Genomic DNA, 14,954 nt, shown 5'->3' with positions numbered 1-14,954 from the left:
CGAACGGAGTACACGAATGGGTACGCACGAAATCTCGCCCCCGAAGGAACTGAAGGACAGCAGTGGACTGATCGTGGGCGGCACGGCCGGCATCGGCCTCGCGACGGCTGTGGGACTGGCGCAGGCCGGGGCACCGCGCATCCTGATCGTCGGACGTGGAGCGGAACGCGGAGAGGCTGCTCGGGAGCACATCTCATCCGTCAACTCGGCATGCGACGTGATCTTCCTGTCCGCTGACGCGTCAACCGTCGACGGCGCCGCTCACATCGCGTCCGAGGCCGAGCGGATCCTCGACGGCGTGGACATTCTCGTCTCCACGACGGCCGCCGACGTTCGGCCGGAACTCTTCGCGAACATTCCCACCGACGACATCGCAAGGACATTCAACCAACTGGCGTTGCCATCCATGTATCTCGCGAGCGAGATCGTCCCTCACATGACGGCGAGGAGGGGTGGCGTGATCATCAACGTCGCCTCGGATGCGGGCAAGACCGCGACGCCGGGCGAATCGGTGATCGGGGCGGCGAAGGCGGCGATCATCATGTTCACTCGCACCCTCGCCATCGAAGCCAAGCGAAGCGGGATTCGCGCCAACGTCCTGACGCCCTCACTCGTCAACGGGACCGCGTCGACCGAACGGATCACCTCCGACGGATTCAGCGCAAAGCTGTTCGCCAAGGCCGCTCAGCAGGCGCATCTCGGCGTTCCCGAATCCGACGACATTGCCGCACTGGCCGTCTTCCTCGCATCGCCGGCGGCGCGCCGCCTGACCGGACAGGCGATCAGCGTGAACGGGGGAATTTCGGCGGCGTGACCCTCCACTCCCTGCACGGAACATGACAGTGGCCGGTGGTTCTCGAACCACCGGCCACGACCGTCGCACCCGGCTATGCGTAGACCGCAAATGCCTTGTTGGAGTTGAAGACGTCGGTCACCACGAGGTCCGACCATTCCCGGCGTAGACGGAGTTCCTCGACCGCACCGAGCATGCAGAACCAGTTCAGGATCTCGTGCTGGCCGGCGTCGACGACTTCTGCGCTGGCGTAGTTGCGCATCAGCGCGAAGTCGTCTTCGAGCAGGGCCTTGTAGATGCGCATGTCGGCCTCGGTGTCAGGACGCATGTGCCATAGTTTGTCCGCGAGGAAGGCGTGGGACCAACTGGAGGAGGCGACGAACGCCACCCTGAGGTCGCGGTTGCGGAAGTGCTGCGCGACCGCGCGACCCACTTGGAAACACCGCGCCGGTGTCGGGCCCGCCGGGTCGAGCACCTCCGACTCGATATCGGCGAATCTGGCCAATCCGCCCTTTCGCGCGATGGCGTGCTGCCCATAGCAATTGACGGTTATCGGGATGAAGGGGTACGCCATCTCCGCACCGGCGTTCTCGTAGTCGAGGAATAACTGCGTGTTGAGGATGGCGTGCGGAAAATGCGCGCCGGCGCGTTTCTTGTACGAGTACGCCATGTCGAATCCGCGCTCGATCAGGCCGTCCGTGAGTTGCCTGGCTCCGGACACGTCGCCGTGCATCACGATCTCGAAGTCGTCAGGCTTACCCCAGTAGTTCGGACTGCCCCTCTCGTTCATCACCTCGAACGCGGGCACCTCGAGGTCGCCGTAGGCGAGCACGCAGAACGGGGGCACCACCTCCTCGCGGAAGTTCTCGTACTGGTCATCGCCCCAGACCACGACGACGTCGGGAGCGAACTCGTCGACGGCTTCACGCACCCGAGTCAGATTCGACACCAGTTCCGCGCGATGTGCGGTTGCGGCGGCCGTTCCGCCGTCGTCCGACCATTCGCGGCGCATCCGGTCCGGCCAATGTGCCGGGTCCTTCTCCTCCGCCGGGATATCCGGATCGGTGAGGGTCCATCGAAGCAGACCTGCCATGTGCTCGTCGGTTCCCGCCAACAGCGGGTAGTGCGTCATGCCGAGAGCGAGGAAGTCTCCCATTGGCCGTCCTTTCTGAGGTGGCGCCTCGGCACCGTCACACGCGCCGGGCGTATCGCTCCCCATCGTGTGACGTGCGCGTGCTCCACGCACAGCAAGTTCCAGTGCCCGGAACGCGGTGATCAGTCGTCGAACGGAAACAGATCTCCCCTACCCTGGGCGAGCATCTGGGTGGTGTCACTACAAATGCGGTGCGCAGTCAGCTTCACGGCGTTGATCACCGACTCCGAAACCTGCTTCGACGAGTCGAATTGAACGGCGACAGCACCCATCGGCCGGCCTTTGATCAGGACGGGCGCAGCGATGTTGCCCAGGCCGAGAACCACACCATCCTTCTGGACGGCAACTCCCGATACCCGCACCTGCTTCAATTCTTCGCGAATCCGGGCCGGGTCCGTGATGGACTTCGGCGTGATTCCGACGAGGGGGCCGGACAGCAGTTCGGTGAGCTCGTCTTCACGCAGGTACGCCATCATCGCCCGGCCCATCGCGGACAGGTGCGCGGGGATCCGGGTGCCCACCTCCCCGATGGGCCGCGCGTGATCCACGGCGAAGAGCGCCTGCAGCACGACGACCTCGTTGCCCCGGAGCACCCCGAAGTGCACGGATTCCTTCGACCACGCCTGCAACTGCGCAAGATGCGGCAACGCCACCTCACGCATTCCGTCCACCGGCATAGAAGAAACCAACTGCAGCAGCCGAATGCCGAGCCTGTACCCCGCACCGTGTTCCTCGATCACATCCAGCTCACCCAAACGCTGCAGCAAACGGTGGACCGTCGACTTGGGCAGACCCGTCTTCCTGCTGATCTGAGTCAGTGTCAGCACCCGATCACGCTCGTTGAACGCTCCGATGACCAAGAACGCTTTCGCCAGGATGGAGGGAGGCGTACTCTCCGCGCCACCGACGTCTTGCTTGTCTTCTGCCATGTGCACCATCCGGGCCTCCGCACTCTCCGCTCCGCCGACCCACGGGGAAACCCACTGTAACGGCGGTCACAACGTGCCGGCATTCAGGGTACGGGTTTCACCGCCCGGTTCCAGCCCCCGGAACAGCGGCCGCCGCCGTCTCGTGTGACCACCTAACGTTCCCTCGAACAACAGGTTGCGCACGAAAGGAGACCTCGTGGTTCCACCCGGCACCATCGATGTGCATGCGCACTACTTCCCCCCGGGCGCTCCTCCTGCCGAGGTCATCGCAGGTTTTTCGCGAGCACCTCGATTGGTGGTCGACTCTCCGGCAGAGGGAAGGCTGGTTCGCGGGTCCGACAACTTCCGCGTCGTCCGGCGCCCACTCTGGGACGTACGGGCGCGTCTGGAGGACATGGATCGTGCCGGTATCGGGGTGCAGGCGATCTCTCCCGTTCCGGTCACACTGGCGTACGGTGCCCCGGCCGCACCGTTCGCCGCGTACTGCCGGTGGATCAACGAGTCCGTCGCCGGCGCGGTGGCAGAAAGTAACGGCAGACTCATCGGCATCGGAACCGTCCCCCTCGGGTCACCTCCCGGCTGCCTGGCCGAACTACGTTACCTTTCCGAGGTTTTGGGTCTTCGCGGCGTCGAGATCGGCACGCGAATCAATGGAATGGAGTTGGACGACCCGGCGCTGGCGTACTTCTTCGACGCCGCCGACAGCCTCAGGCTCGCGGTGCTCGTCCATCCCGTCGACGGCGGCGGCGGCGCGGTGCGCCGTTCCGGATTCACCTACGACTTCGGACTGGGGATGCCGTCGGACACCGCGTTGGCGGCCACCGCGCTCGTCTTCGGCGGGGTTCTGGACCGCCATCGAGGACTGCGCATCGCGATGGTCCACGGGTGCGGCACCTTCCCCTGGGCGTACCCGCGACTGCGCCTCGGCGCGCAGATTGCCGCCACCCACCTCCCCGAGGAGCTGGACCACCTCGTATCGCGGCTGTATGCAGACACCTTGGTGTTCGATGCGGCCCACCTGCCGGCATTGGTGCACCGCTTCGGCTCGAACAGGGTGCTGCTCGGTAGCGATCACCCATTCATCCCGGGTGAACCCGAAGGTGGACTGGCGGACTTGGACTCTGCGGCACAGTATCTGCCGCCCGGAACGATACCGAGAATCCTGCGCGACAACGCACTCGAATTCCTCGGACTGTCCTCGGGCGCGCTCGTCACCGATCACTTCTCACCGATAAAGGAAGATCACTATGGCACTCACTGATGAAAATCTCGTCGACATTCCCGGGCTCGCCAGCCGGTGGGTCCGACTGGCGAACGGCGCTCGCGCGCATTACATGACTGCCGGCACGTCCGGCCCCGCCGTGATCCTGCTCCACGGCGGCCTACCCGGGTCGTCGGGTCTCGCGGGATGGCGCTTCATGGCTCCTTACCTCGGCGAGAACGGTTTTCGCGTCTACTGCCCCGACATGCCGGGCTTCGGCCTGTCGGACACGCGGGAGGAGTACTGGCCGGACGGCATGGAGTCCTTCGTCGACTTCATCGACCAGTTCGCCACCGCGCTGTGCCTCGACGAGTTCCACCTCGCGGGCAATTCCATGGGTTGCATGAACACGGTCAACTACACCGTCGCACACCCGGACAAGGTCAAGAGCTTCATCCTGATCGCGGGAGACGTCGGCGACGTGGTCCCGGAACATTTGACACCGCCGGCGGGCGAGTTCCGTCTCACCGCCTACGACGGCACACGCGAGGGAATGCGCACGATGATGGAGGCGATCATCCACCGCGGCGAGGCGATCAGTGAGGATCTGATCGACATGCGTTACCTCTCGGCGAGGGACCGGATGGACGCGCACGCGAAGTTCTGGCCCACTCTGTTGCAGTACCGCCGGATCACCGACTGGACAGACGAGAATCGCGCCGCCCGTCTGGCCACCAAGGGGCGTCTGGACCGGTTGAGCACTCCGGGGCTCTACCTGTACGGCCGCCAGGACATCCTGACTCCGGTCGAGTGGGGATACGTCCAGGAAGACCACCTGCCCAATGTCCAGTTCTTCTACCCCGACGAATGCGGCCACCAGGGTCAGACCGACCGGCCCGATCTGTTCAACCCGGTCTTCCTGGAGTTCTTCCGGGACGGCAAGGTCTCCGGAGATCTCGCCGATGCCGCCGGCGTCTCCGACCGTCGCCCCGAACTGCCGTTGATCGATCGCTCCCTGGTACCTGCCTGACTTCTCCACCGACGGCCGGCTCCGAATCTCAGGATTCGGTGTCGGCCTTTCGGCCGTTTCACCCCCTCGCGAAACCTAGGACGTGTTCGATGTCTGTGCCGCACACTGCTTCGACCGGAAAGTCACCAACCCCCACGACGGAGGCGCGGGAACCCGGTCGTCGTGACCGGACCTGGCTTTCAGTCTGCGCGGCAATGTTCGTGGTGGCGTGGGGAGGTAATCAGTTCACGCCGTTGCTGACCATGTACCGGGCGGAGCGCGGGTACAGCGAACTCGCCGTAAACACGCTGCTGTTCGCGTATGTGATCGGCTTGATACCTTCGCTTCTGCTCGCCCATCGACTCGCCGAGCGGTGGGGCCCCCGGGCTCCCCTGGTCCTCGCCGTGCCCGCGAGCGCACTGGGTTCGATCCTGGTCGCGGCTGGGTCGCACAACCCCGTTCTGATGTTCGCCGGGCGAATGTCGACCGGCGTGGCACTGGGCATCGGGATGGTGGTCGGCGGGCTGGCGCTCGACTCGCTGACGAACACACCCGGCCGCGCTCCACGAGCGTCGGCGATGAGTCTGACCAGCGGATTCGCCGTGGGCGCCGGCGCCGCGGGCGCCCTCGCCCAGTGGGCACCCGCGCCGACCACTGCGCCTTATGCCCTGCACGTGATCCTCTGCGCTGCCGGTGCGGTGCTGGTCGTGCGATTCACACCGAAGACAGCACGCACACCGGCGGTACCGCCGGGCAGGGCGCCGGCGCGAACACCACTCCCCGGCGCATTTCATCTCCTGGTGATCCCCGCGGCTCCGTGGATCTTCGGCGCGCTGGGTATCGCCTACGCGGTCCTCCCGTCCATCGTCGCGCCCCAACTGAACGGCTTCGCCACTGCTTTCTCCGGACTGCTATGTCTCCTCAGTCTGGGTTTGGGCTTCCTCGCGCAGCGGCTGGTCGGGACCGCCGAACGGCGAACGGGTCCGGCGCGGACGACAGGAGTGGCACTCGTTGTAACCGGCACGCTCGCGGCCGCCGGCGCCGCCGCAACCGAGGCGCTCTGGCTGGCCGTGGTCGCCGCATCAGTGCTGGGGATCGGCTACGGGTTGACGTTGGTCGGTTGCCTGCGCGACTGTGAGCGATTGGCTCCGCCCGGCAGGTTGGGGACCATGACCGGGCGGGTCTACTGCCTCGGCTACCTGGGGTTCGGATTACCGACCGCGATCGCTTGGCTGCACAGTTCGTTCGCGATCGGCACGGCGGCGACATTGTTGTGTGTGGCCGCGGCGGCTGTCGTAACCAACGCTGGAGGAGCGGCCGTTCTGCGCATCGTGCGACGAGTGCATCCGGGCTGATCTGCACTCTGAGGTGTTCCAGCGGCCGGAACTACGCACCACGCGGGCGCGCGACGTCGCTACGTTTCGACTATGTCCTTCCTGATCGTCGGCGCCTCGGTTGCAGGCACCAGAACAGCAATCGCTCTGCGGCAGCGCGGTTTCGCCGGGCGCATCGTGCTCCTCGAGAGCGAGGAGCACTGGCCGTACGACAAGCCCCCGCTGTCCAAGGATCTTCTGGCCGAGGGAGATGTTCCGGACGTGCCGCGCCTCCTCACCCCCGACCTCGCAGCAGAGTTCGACCTCGACGTCCGGTTGGGCGTGCGCGCCACCCGCCTGGACCCGGCACGGCGGGTGGTGCTCACCCACACCGGCGAGCAGTTCTCCTACGTGCAATTGGTGATCGCTACCGGCGCCCACGCGCGCACGCTGCCGATTCCCGACGCTCCGGCCGGGGTTCACACGCTGCGCACGCTCGACGACGCGACGGCCCTCCGAGAAGCACTCGCCGCCGGGCCACGCGTCGCCGTGGTGGGGGCCGGATTCATCGGCGCCGAATTCGCCTCCGCGGCGCGAGGCCGGGGACTCGACGTCACCCTGATCGAGGCACTCGACGTCCCGATGAGTCACATCTTCGGCGCCGAGGTCGGTCATGAGATCTCCTCGATCCACACACTGGGCGGGGCAAAGCTCGTCACCGGAGCGCGGGTCGAGCGTTTCCTCGGCAGCGAGCGGGTCGAAGGGGTCGCCCTCGCCGACGGAACTGAAGTACCCGCCGACCTCGTCGTCGTCGGCGTCGGCGCAGTACCGAATACGCAGTGGCTCGGGGGAAGTGGGCTTCCCATCGACGGCGGGGTGCAGTGCACCGACCGCTTCGAGGTCGAAGGCTTCCCGTCGATCTTCGCCATAGGCGACCTCGCTCTGCGTCGGCATCCGCTGTTGGGTGTGACTGCTCGGATCGAGCACTGGACCAGTGCCGGTGAGCAAGCCGACGCCGTCGGGGCGATCGTCACCGGTGCCGAGCCCCCTGCACCGCAGCTTCCGTACGTGTGGTCCGACCAGTACGGCGCCCGGATCCAGATCGTCGGGATGCCCTCGCTCGGCGAACTCGCCCACCGTGAGGGGTCGATGTCGGAGGGCCGGTTCCGTGCCGTCTACACCGACGCCGACCACAAGCCGATCGCCCAGGTCAGCGTCAACGACACCCGAGTCGTCGCGGCATTTCGCAAGAACCACCGTCGCGGCGGGAATCTCGAGGACCTCGTCGGCGAACAGACTCCCGCCCGATAAGGAAGGTAATCATGCGTCAGATCCAGCATTTCAAAGGCGGCCCGGACAAGATCCTTCACATCGAGACCGAGGGCTGCAAGGTCAACGTGATCATCGGAACTCACGACCTGAGCAACGAGGTCTTCACGACCGTCGAGATTCTGCCCGCCGAACCCGACGACGACGGAAGAAACTGGATGGCAATCGGCCCCACCGCCGTGCTGGTCGTTCCGGCCACGGTCTCCGATCCCGACAGTTGGCTCTTCCGAGACCTCGCCGCAGCCAACCCGACACCTCATCAGAACGGATCATCCTCATGACCGCAGAGCAATTCATCATCGACGACCGCGAGAACAACCTCTTCCGGGTCAACCGTGAAGCCTTCACCTCTGAAGACGTGTTGCAGCGCGAGCGAAAAGAGATCTTCGGCAAGACGTGGCTCTACGTCGGACACGAGTCCGAAATTCCCGGCAAGAACGACTTCCAGACGCGCGATGTCGGCGGCCGACCGGTGATCTTCAACCGCGACCGCCACGGTGACGTCCGGGTGCTGCTCAACACCTGCCTGCACCGCGGGTCCTCCGTCTGCCGGCACAGCTCCGGCAACGCCAAGATCTTCACCTGCTTCTACCACGGCTGGGCGTACCGGAACTCGGGCGAGTTGGTCAACGTGCCCGGCAACGAGGACTACAAGAGCGAGCCGGCAGTGGTGTACAAGGGTCTGCAGTCCCCCGCACAGGTGGACTCCTACCGCGGGCTCTACTTCGTGAACTTCGATCCCGACGCACCGGATCTGCTGACGTTCCTCGGCGAAGCCCGCTACTTCATCGATCTGGCAGCCGATCAGTCCCCCGAAGGCGTCGCCATCCTGGAGGGAACGCACAAGTACTCGCTGAAGGCCAACTGGAAGCTCCTCGTCGAGAACAGCATCGACGGATACCACGCCAAATCCGTCCACCACACCTACTTCGAGATGATGATGGAACTGGGTGCCACACCCCCGATGCTCGGCAAGGACACCGTCAACGGTGTCGCGCCGGCCGGTATGGGCACCGAGTTCCCGAACGGGCATGCCACACTGATGTATCCGGCCAACGGACTCCCGCTGGCGACCGACAGCGTCAAGCAGACCCTCGCCGGCCTTCGATCACAGGCTGAGCAGGCGTTCGGTGAGAACTACGCCAACGCGATGTTCGGTCTCGCACGAAACTCGGTGTTCTTTCCCAGCCTCATCCTGATCGACCTCAGCTTCGGACTGACGCTGCGCACGTTCTACCCGGTCAGCGCATCGGAAACCCTCGTCACCGGCTGGCAGATCATCCCCAAGGGCGTCGACGAGGAGTTCGTCAAATATCGCATCAACAACGCGCTCACGTTCTGGGGACCGGCGGGGCTCGCAACCCCGGACGATGTCGAGGCGCTCGAGCAGGCCCAGAAGGGGTTCGGCGCACGCGGCGAAGTCGGCTGGTCCGACGTGTCGAAGGGAATGGGCAAGCCCGTCCCGGCGGCCAACGACGAACTGCAGATGCGGTCGTGGTGGCGAGAATGGAACAGGCGCATCACCGGAGAACAGCTCCCCACCGAGGGAACGTCCTTCGTCCCCTTCGACAAACAGGGTGTCGATGCCTGACCTCGCTGGATCACACCGAATCATCCACAACGCAGCTCGTCATCTCAGAAGGACATCCCTATGACTTCCGTATCGGAGACACCGTCCATCACCACTCGTAGCGCAGTCGAGGAGTTCCTCTTCCACGAAGCCGGCCTGATCGATCGATGGCGGCTCGAGGAGTGGCTCGATCTGTTCACTCTCGATTGCACGTACGAGGTGCCCGCCACGGACCGTCCGGACGCAGACCCCGGTCTCACCTGGTCGCTCATCCACGACGGTCGCACCATGCTCGAACAACGCGTGATCCGCCTCAAGAAGCCCGAAGCGCACGCCGAGTTTCCGCATTCTCAGACGAGCCGGATCGTCGGCAACGTGCAGATTCTCGACGAAACCGACGAATCGATCTCCGTCACCGCAAATTTCATCATCAACCGGGCAAAGGCCGGCAAGTTCGACACGTACGTCGGCCGATACGAGTACGAGCTCGTCCCCCGGAACTCGTCGTTCCTGATCCGTCGAAAGCGTGCCGTTCTGGCTCACGACATGCTCGATCCCCAGGGCAAGATCAGCTTCATCATCTGAACGCATCCGCGCTTTACGAGAGGGCCGACCATGGCACCAGAAGTGTCCACCGAAGCACTGATCTTCGCGTGCAACGAGGACGATCTGACCGACGGTGAAAACCTCCGGTTGGACGCGGATGGCGGGATCGCCGTCTTTCGCGTCGACGGCGAGTTCTTCGCCACGTCCGACTCCTGCAGTCACGAGAAGTGGTCGCTGGGCGAGGAGGGCGAGCTCGAGGGGCACGAGGTGCTCTGCACGCTCCACATGGCCCGGTTCGACGTCCGCACCGGGGCGCCCCTGTGCTTTCCCGCGGTTCTCGCACTGAAGAAGTACCGAACTGTCGTGACCGACGGCCGGGTGTACATAGCACCGAACGAAGGCTGAACGCTTTCGCGTGCAGCGCATTCCAGCGGAAGGTAATACCACAACATGAACAGGTTCAAAGGCCGGACCGTGGTTGTCACCGGGGCCGGCAGCGGCATCGGCCGCGCCATCGCCGTGCGGCTGGCGGACGAGGGTGCCGATCTCGTTCTCGGAGACCTCAGTGCGGACGCCGTGGAGGCGGTCGCCGAACACCTTCGGCCCGGCAACGCGGCGTCGGTGACCACGGTCGTCGGAGACCTCTCGCAACGAGAGGATGCCGCCGACCTCATCCGGAGGACGGTCACCGAACGCGGTGCGATAGACGTGCTGGTGAACTGCGCGGGCGGCGGCGTCATCCTTCCGACGTTCGACCACACCGAGGAAACATTGCGGGCCACCATCGACCGCAATCTCTGGACCACCCTGTACACCACGCTCGAAGCACTACCCCACATGGTGGACGCCGGATACGGCCGGATCGTCCACATCGGAGCCGAATCCGTACGCAATGGTTTGTACCGGCACGCGATCTACAACGCCGCGAAGGGTGGAGTTCATGCATTCGGAACCGGGCTCGCACGGGAGTTCGCGGATTCCGGAATCACCGTGAACACGGTCGCTCCGGCATGGATCGAGACGCCGGAGGCCGCCGCCAAGTTGGCCTCCGCACCGCCCGAAGTGAAAGACGACATGGCGATATTCGGCGCCCAGATGCGCACCCTCATCCCGATGGATCGCCCTGGAACGGTCGAAGAAGTAGCGGCCACAGTTGCCTTCGTCGCGTCCGAAGAAGCGTCCTACGTCACCGGTCAAGTGATCAGCGTGAACGGTGGCAGCTCGATGCTGTGACCACGGCGTTGCACACCCCGGCCTTGCCATCCGCTGGTTGGAAAGTTTATGGTCAGTCCATTCGCATGAGAGGAGATCAGCGTGTCGATCAGAGTGGGATTGTCGGTCACCGACGCACTCCTTGTGCCGAAACCCGCAGATCGGCGGCTTCTCCTCGATTCCGCGGCAGAGGCGGGGATCGACCACATCACCGTCGGTGACCACATCAGCTTCCACGGCGGTACCGGGTTCGACGGCATGGTGTCGGCGACGTCCGTGCTGTCGGCCCACGACACGCTGTCGGTGATCATCGGTGTCTACCTGCTCGGTCTGCGGCATCCGATGCTCGCTGCGCGCCAGATAGCGACGCTGTCGCAGATCGCTCCCGGCCGGTTGGTCCTCGGCGCCGGTGTGGGCGGCGAGGACCGCTCCGAGATCTCGAACAGCGGGGTCGACCCCAGCACCCGCGGCCGTCGCCTCGACGAGACCCTCGACGTATTGCGCGCCGTCCTCACCGGCGAGGAGGTCACGCATCACGGCGAGTTCTTCACCCTCGACCGCGCGCGCATCCTGCCGATGCCTCAACCGCAGGTGCCGATCCTGATCGGTGGCCGCGGCGAATCCGCCATCCGACGCACCGCCCGGTACGGCGACGGCTGGCTCGGTATCTTCTGCACTCCGCGGCGCTTCGCCGAGACGCGAACCGCGATCCTCGACGCCGCAGCGAAGGAGAACCGCGCTCCGGATTCGTTCGGTGTCAACGTGTGGTGTGGCCTCGACACCGATGCCGCGGTCGCAGATCGTCTGGTCGGCGAGAAAATGCAGGCGCTGTACCAGTTGCCGCGCGAGAAGTTCCGACATCTCGCACCCGCCGGCACCCCCGAGCAGGTGGCCGAGTGGCTGAACTCGTTCGTCGAGGCAGGCGCCGACAACATCACCCTGGTCCCGGCAACCACGTCGATGGAATCGGCCATCGAGCACACGGCCTCGGTCCGCTCGCTGCTCCTCGACCATCACCGCTGACGTCGATGCCCACCTCCGACGAGCACAGCGGCCGTAAGCATCTGCCGCTCAGCATGTTCGACGAACTTCTCGACGACGCCGCCGTCGCGGTCGACTGCCTGTCCGCTATCGTCCGGGTCTGCTCCGAGGCCACCGGAAAGGCGGTGACCCTGTTCGATCGCAAGGGCCACATCGTTGCGTCCACCCGACCCGAGGCGGCCAGGCAGACCGCGTTCCCACCACTCGGCGACATCGTGGGCGGGCAGCCGACCCCGACCGGCGCGGACCCCGTCCTCATCGCTGCCGAACTGGGCACCGGGTTGTCGCGGCGCAAGATCCTCAGCGCGATCGTCGAACGCGGTGAACACCTCGGATGGCTCGTCGTCGACGAACAACCTACGCCGTTCGTTCCCACGGACGAGTACGTGACCCTCCGCTGCGCCCGTCGCATCGGGGCGCAGTTCCTCACTCAGCGTCGCATCACGCGGGTCGCCTGGAACGCCCGGTCGAATCTCGCCCGCCAACTCGTTCGCGGCTCCGGCGCCTGGGCCGATCTCGCGGCCGGTGCCGAATACCTCGGTGTGAACGTCCACGCCCACCGCGCCCTGGTGTATGTCCGCGAACCCGAGGGAGCGCCCGACGATCTGGACCGCACCCTCGCCGAGTACACCGAGCGGGCGCTCGGCCTGGAGGTGCTGTCGACGCGCGGGTCGGAGGGAATCCTCCTGCTCATCGAGGCGCCCGCGCATGCCGCATCGCCGACCGTCGTCAGGCGCATCACCGCGACCCTCGAGGCCGCGGTCACCGAACTGAGCCCGACGGGCGGGTTGATTGCCGGGGTGTCGTCCGTGTACGAACCCGATTCGTTCGTCCGCGCATATCGGGAGGCCCGGGAGGTCGTGCGCTGCATCGACCGTTTCACCGACGGAACCGGACACCGCGTTCTCGCCGTCGACGATCTGGGACCCGCCCGGCTGTTCCTGGCGAACGGCGAGGTGTCGGCGATTCGGCACTTCATCGACGACATGCTCGGCCCCCTCCTCGACGACGATGTCGCGTCGGCCGAACTGATTCGCACACTGGCCGTCTGGTTCGAGGAGAATCGCGGCATGCGCCGCACCGCCACCAGGCTGGGCGTGCACGAGAACACGGTCCGTCTCCGGTTGTCGCGGGTGCACACCCTTACCGGTCTCGACGTCACCGGCGACGCGACCCATCAACTGAGCATCCACACCGCACTACTCGTCCTTCGGCTACGCGACTATCCGGCACTCCACGCCGAAAGTCGTTGCGCCGATGCGAAGGACGACACCGCGTCGCTCACCGACGAACGGAGAACCGCATGACCGACCCGCGCCGCCGCAAGGCCCTGGTGACCGGTGCCGCACACGAGGGCGGGATCGGCAAGGCCATCGTCGCCCGCCTCGAGGCCGACGGGATGGAGGTCGTCACTCTCGACCGTTCACCTGGCTGCACGTATCAGGCCGACATGTCCGCCGACGAACTGCCGGCACTCGACGACATCGACGTCTACGTCGCGAACGCGGGGCTGACGACGATGTTCGGTGCCGCGCACAGCTTGTCGATCGACAAGTGGCGGAAGGATCTCGACGTCAATCTCACCGGGACCTTTCGAGTGCTCCAGCAGTGCCTGTCGGGAATGCGGGAACGGCGGTACGGGCGCGTCGTCGTCATCTCCAGTACCGCAGGCACGCAGGGCATGCCGGCCCAGGTCTCCTACAGCACCACGAAGGCCGGCCTGCTCGGTCTGGTCAAGACCGTTGCGGCCGAGAATGTCGCCCTGGGCATCACCGCCAACGCGGTCCTACCCGGAATGACCGCCAGTTCCGGCATCCTGTCCATGCCGCAGGACATCCAGGAAGCGTGGCTCGCATCGATGCCCAACGGCTTCGTCGACCCGGCCGACATCGCGGACGCCGTCGCGTTCTTCGCCTCCCCTACGGCTCGCAGTGTCACCGGCCAGTTCCTCACCGTCGACGCCGGCGACGGACTGAACACCCGCACGGTCACGTCCTCGGTGGCACAGCGCTGACGGCGCCCGCGCGCACTCAGTTCACCAGCACGCCCCCGTCGACGGGGAGACTTACCCCGGTCAGGTACGCGGACGCGTCGCCCGCCAGGAACACCACGACCGCGGCGATGTCTTCGGGATCGCCGATGCGTCCGAGGGGAATCTTGGCATCGATGATCTTACGTTTGTAGTTCTCGCTGTAGTGTGCGGTCGCCTCCGACGGAAAGACCCCCGGCAGAATGGCATTGACGCGTATTCCACTCGGCCCGACTTGCGCGGCGAGGTCGCGGGTCAGGCCGAGGACGGCCGCCTTGCTCGCGCTGTATGCGGCGGCGGGCATCTTCGCGGTCGTGAGAGCCATGACGCTGGAGACGTTCACGATCGAACTGCCCGCCCTCATCACCCGCACGCACGCCTGGATCATCCAGTAGGAGCCGTGCAGGTTGACATCGACGACGGACCGGAAGTGGTCGGGCGGATCCTGCGTCACGTGGTGGTACTCGCCGCCGGTGCCCGCATTGTTGACGAGGACGTCCACCTTCCCGAACGCCTTGACGGCGGCATCGACGAGGCGTTCGCATTGATCCATCTGTGTCACGTCGGTCTCCACTGCCACCGCGCGGGGGTTGTATTGCCGCACCTGCTCCGCGGTCGCGGCCAGTTTGTCGCCGCGCCGGGCGCCGAGGACGACGTCCGCGCCCGCCTGCGCCAGCGCGAATGCGTAGGCCACGCCGAGTCCGGAGGATGCTCCCGTCACGATCGCCACCTTCCCGCGCAAGGAGAATCGCTCCAGCATGTTTCGGTCATCGGCGGTATTCGACATAGGCAACCTCTATCACGCAGTCGGGCGGCAGCCGAAGCATCG

The 14,954-nt window shown here is 65.5% G+C and carries 16 protein-coding genes; 13 read left to right on the top strand and 3 right to left on the bottom strand.

The window, feature by feature from the left end; translation table 11 throughout:
- The first annotated feature begins 16 nt into the window (after positions 1–16).
- Complete coding sequence (locus tag OYT95_RS25075; RefSeq protein WP_037231309.1) at positions 17–814, top strand: SDR family NAD(P)-dependent oxidoreductase; 798 nt, start codon at positions 17–19, stop codon at positions 812–814.
- 73 nt (positions 815–887) lie between these two features.
- On the opposite strand, the gene OYT95_RS25070 is transcribed toward OYT95_RS25075, so the two are convergent.
- A complete protein-coding gene (locus OYT95_RS25070) occupies positions 888–1,949 on the bottom strand; it encodes an extradiol ring-cleavage dioxygenase (RefSeq protein WP_268789429.1) in 1,062 nt (353 codons plus the stop codon).
- Positions 1,950–2,068: 119 nt separating this feature from the next.
- A complete protein-coding gene (locus OYT95_RS25065) occupies positions 2,069–2,875 on the bottom strand; it encodes an IclR family transcriptional regulator (RefSeq protein ID WP_235214660.1) in 807 nt (268 codons plus the stop codon).
- Positions 2,876–3,071: 196 nt separating this feature from the next.
- On the opposite strand from OYT95_RS25065, the gene OYT95_RS25060 reads away from it, so the two are divergent.
- The 12 genes from OYT95_RS25060 (at position 3,072) to OYT95_RS25005 (ending at position 14,110) form a co-directional block, all read left to right on the top strand.
- The gene (locus OYT95_RS25060; RefSeq protein WP_128641237.1) at positions 3,072–4,136 is read left to right on the top strand and encodes an amidohydrolase family protein; all 1,065 of its coding nucleotides are present in this window, start codon (positions 3,072–3,074) and stop codon (positions 4,134–4,136) included.
- Entirely contained in the window at positions 4,123–5,106 is a 984-nt protein-coding gene (locus OYT95_RS25055; RefSeq protein WP_128641236.1) for an alpha/beta fold hydrolase, read from the top strand. The genes OYT95_RS25060 and OYT95_RS25055 overlap by 14 nt, the downstream gene beginning before the upstream one ends.
- 194 nt (positions 5,107–5,300) lie before the next feature.
- Complete coding sequence (locus OYT95_RS25050) at positions 5,301–6,440, top strand: MFS transporter (RefSeq protein WP_160118521.1); 1,140 nt, start codon at positions 5,301–5,303, stop codon at positions 6,438–6,440.
- Between the two features lie 72 nt (positions 6,441–6,512).
- The gene (locus OYT95_RS25045; protein WP_268789428.1) at positions 6,513–7,709 is read left to right on the top strand and encodes an NAD(P)/FAD-dependent oxidoreductase; all 1,197 of its coding nucleotides are present in this window, start codon (positions 6,513–6,515) and stop codon (positions 7,707–7,709) included.
- A gap of 11 nt (positions 7,710–7,720) precedes the next feature.
- Positions 7,721–8,008 (top strand): hypothetical protein, encoded by a 288-nt coding sequence (locus tag OYT95_RS25040; protein WP_268789427.1) that lies wholly within the window; start codon positions 7,721–7,723, stop codon positions 8,006–8,008.
- Positions 8,005–9,318: an aromatic ring-hydroxylating oxygenase subunit alpha gene (locus tag OYT95_RS25035; protein ID WP_128641232.1), complete on the top strand. Its 1,314-nt coding sequence runs from the start codon at positions 8,005–8,007 to the stop codon at positions 9,316–9,318. The genes OYT95_RS25040 and OYT95_RS25035 overlap by 4 nt, the downstream gene beginning before the upstream one ends.
- A 60-nt stretch (positions 9,319–9,378) precedes the next feature.
- On the top strand, positions 9,379–9,882 hold the full coding sequence (locus OYT95_RS25030) for an aromatic-ring-hydroxylating dioxygenase subunit beta (RefSeq protein ID WP_009475503.1): 504 nt from the start codon (positions 9,379–9,381) through the stop codon (positions 9,880–9,882).
- Between the two features lie 30 nt (positions 9,883–9,912).
- Positions 9,913–10,248 carry a non-heme iron oxygenase ferredoxin subunit gene (locus OYT95_RS25025; protein ID WP_128641230.1) on the top strand — a complete coding sequence of 112 codons (336 nt, stop codon included), beginning with the start codon at positions 9,913–9,915 and terminating at the stop codon, positions 10,246–10,248.
- A 45-nt stretch (positions 10,249–10,293) separates the two neighbouring features.
- Positions 10,294–11,076, top strand: a complete 783-nt coding sequence (locus OYT95_RS25020; RefSeq protein WP_037231285.1) for an SDR family NAD(P)-dependent oxidoreductase — start codon at positions 10,294–10,296, stop codon at positions 11,074–11,076.
- 81 nt (positions 11,077–11,157) lie between these two features.
- Positions 11,158–12,078, top strand: coding sequence for an LLM class flavin-dependent oxidoreductase (locus OYT95_RS25015; RefSeq protein WP_128641229.1), 921 nt, complete (start codon positions 11,158–11,160; stop codon positions 12,076–12,078).
- A gap of 5 nt (positions 12,079–12,083) precedes the next feature.
- The gene (locus OYT95_RS25010) at positions 12,084–13,403 is read left to right on the top strand and encodes a PucR family transcriptional regulator (RefSeq protein ID WP_009475508.1); all 1,320 of its coding nucleotides are present in this window, start codon (positions 12,084–12,086) and stop codon (positions 13,401–13,403) included.
- Positions 13,400–14,110, top strand: a complete 711-nt coding sequence (locus tag OYT95_RS25005; protein ID WP_268789426.1) for an SDR family oxidoreductase — start codon at positions 13,400–13,402, stop codon at positions 14,108–14,110. Before OYT95_RS25010 ends, OYT95_RS25005 begins: the two co-directional genes overlap by 4 nt.
- Positions 14,111–14,126: 16 nt before the next feature.
- Here the strand turns inward: OYT95_RS25005 and OYT95_RS25000 are convergent, their stop codons facing one another.
- Positions 14,127–14,912, bottom strand: a complete 786-nt coding sequence (locus OYT95_RS25000; protein ID WP_268789425.1) for an SDR family NAD(P)-dependent oxidoreductase — start codon at positions 14,910–14,912, stop codon at positions 14,127–14,129.
- Positions 14,913–14,954 lie beyond the last annotated feature (42 nt).

The organism is Rhodococcus sp. JS3073 (assembly GCF_026810085.1).
Taxonomy (GTDB): Bacteria; Actinomycetota; Actinomycetes; order Mycobacteriales; family Mycobacteriaceae; genus Rhodococcus_F; species Rhodococcus_F wratislaviensis.
The sequence above is the reverse complement of the archived record's forward strand: the minus strand, read 5'-3'. Positions and strand labels throughout refer to the sequence as shown.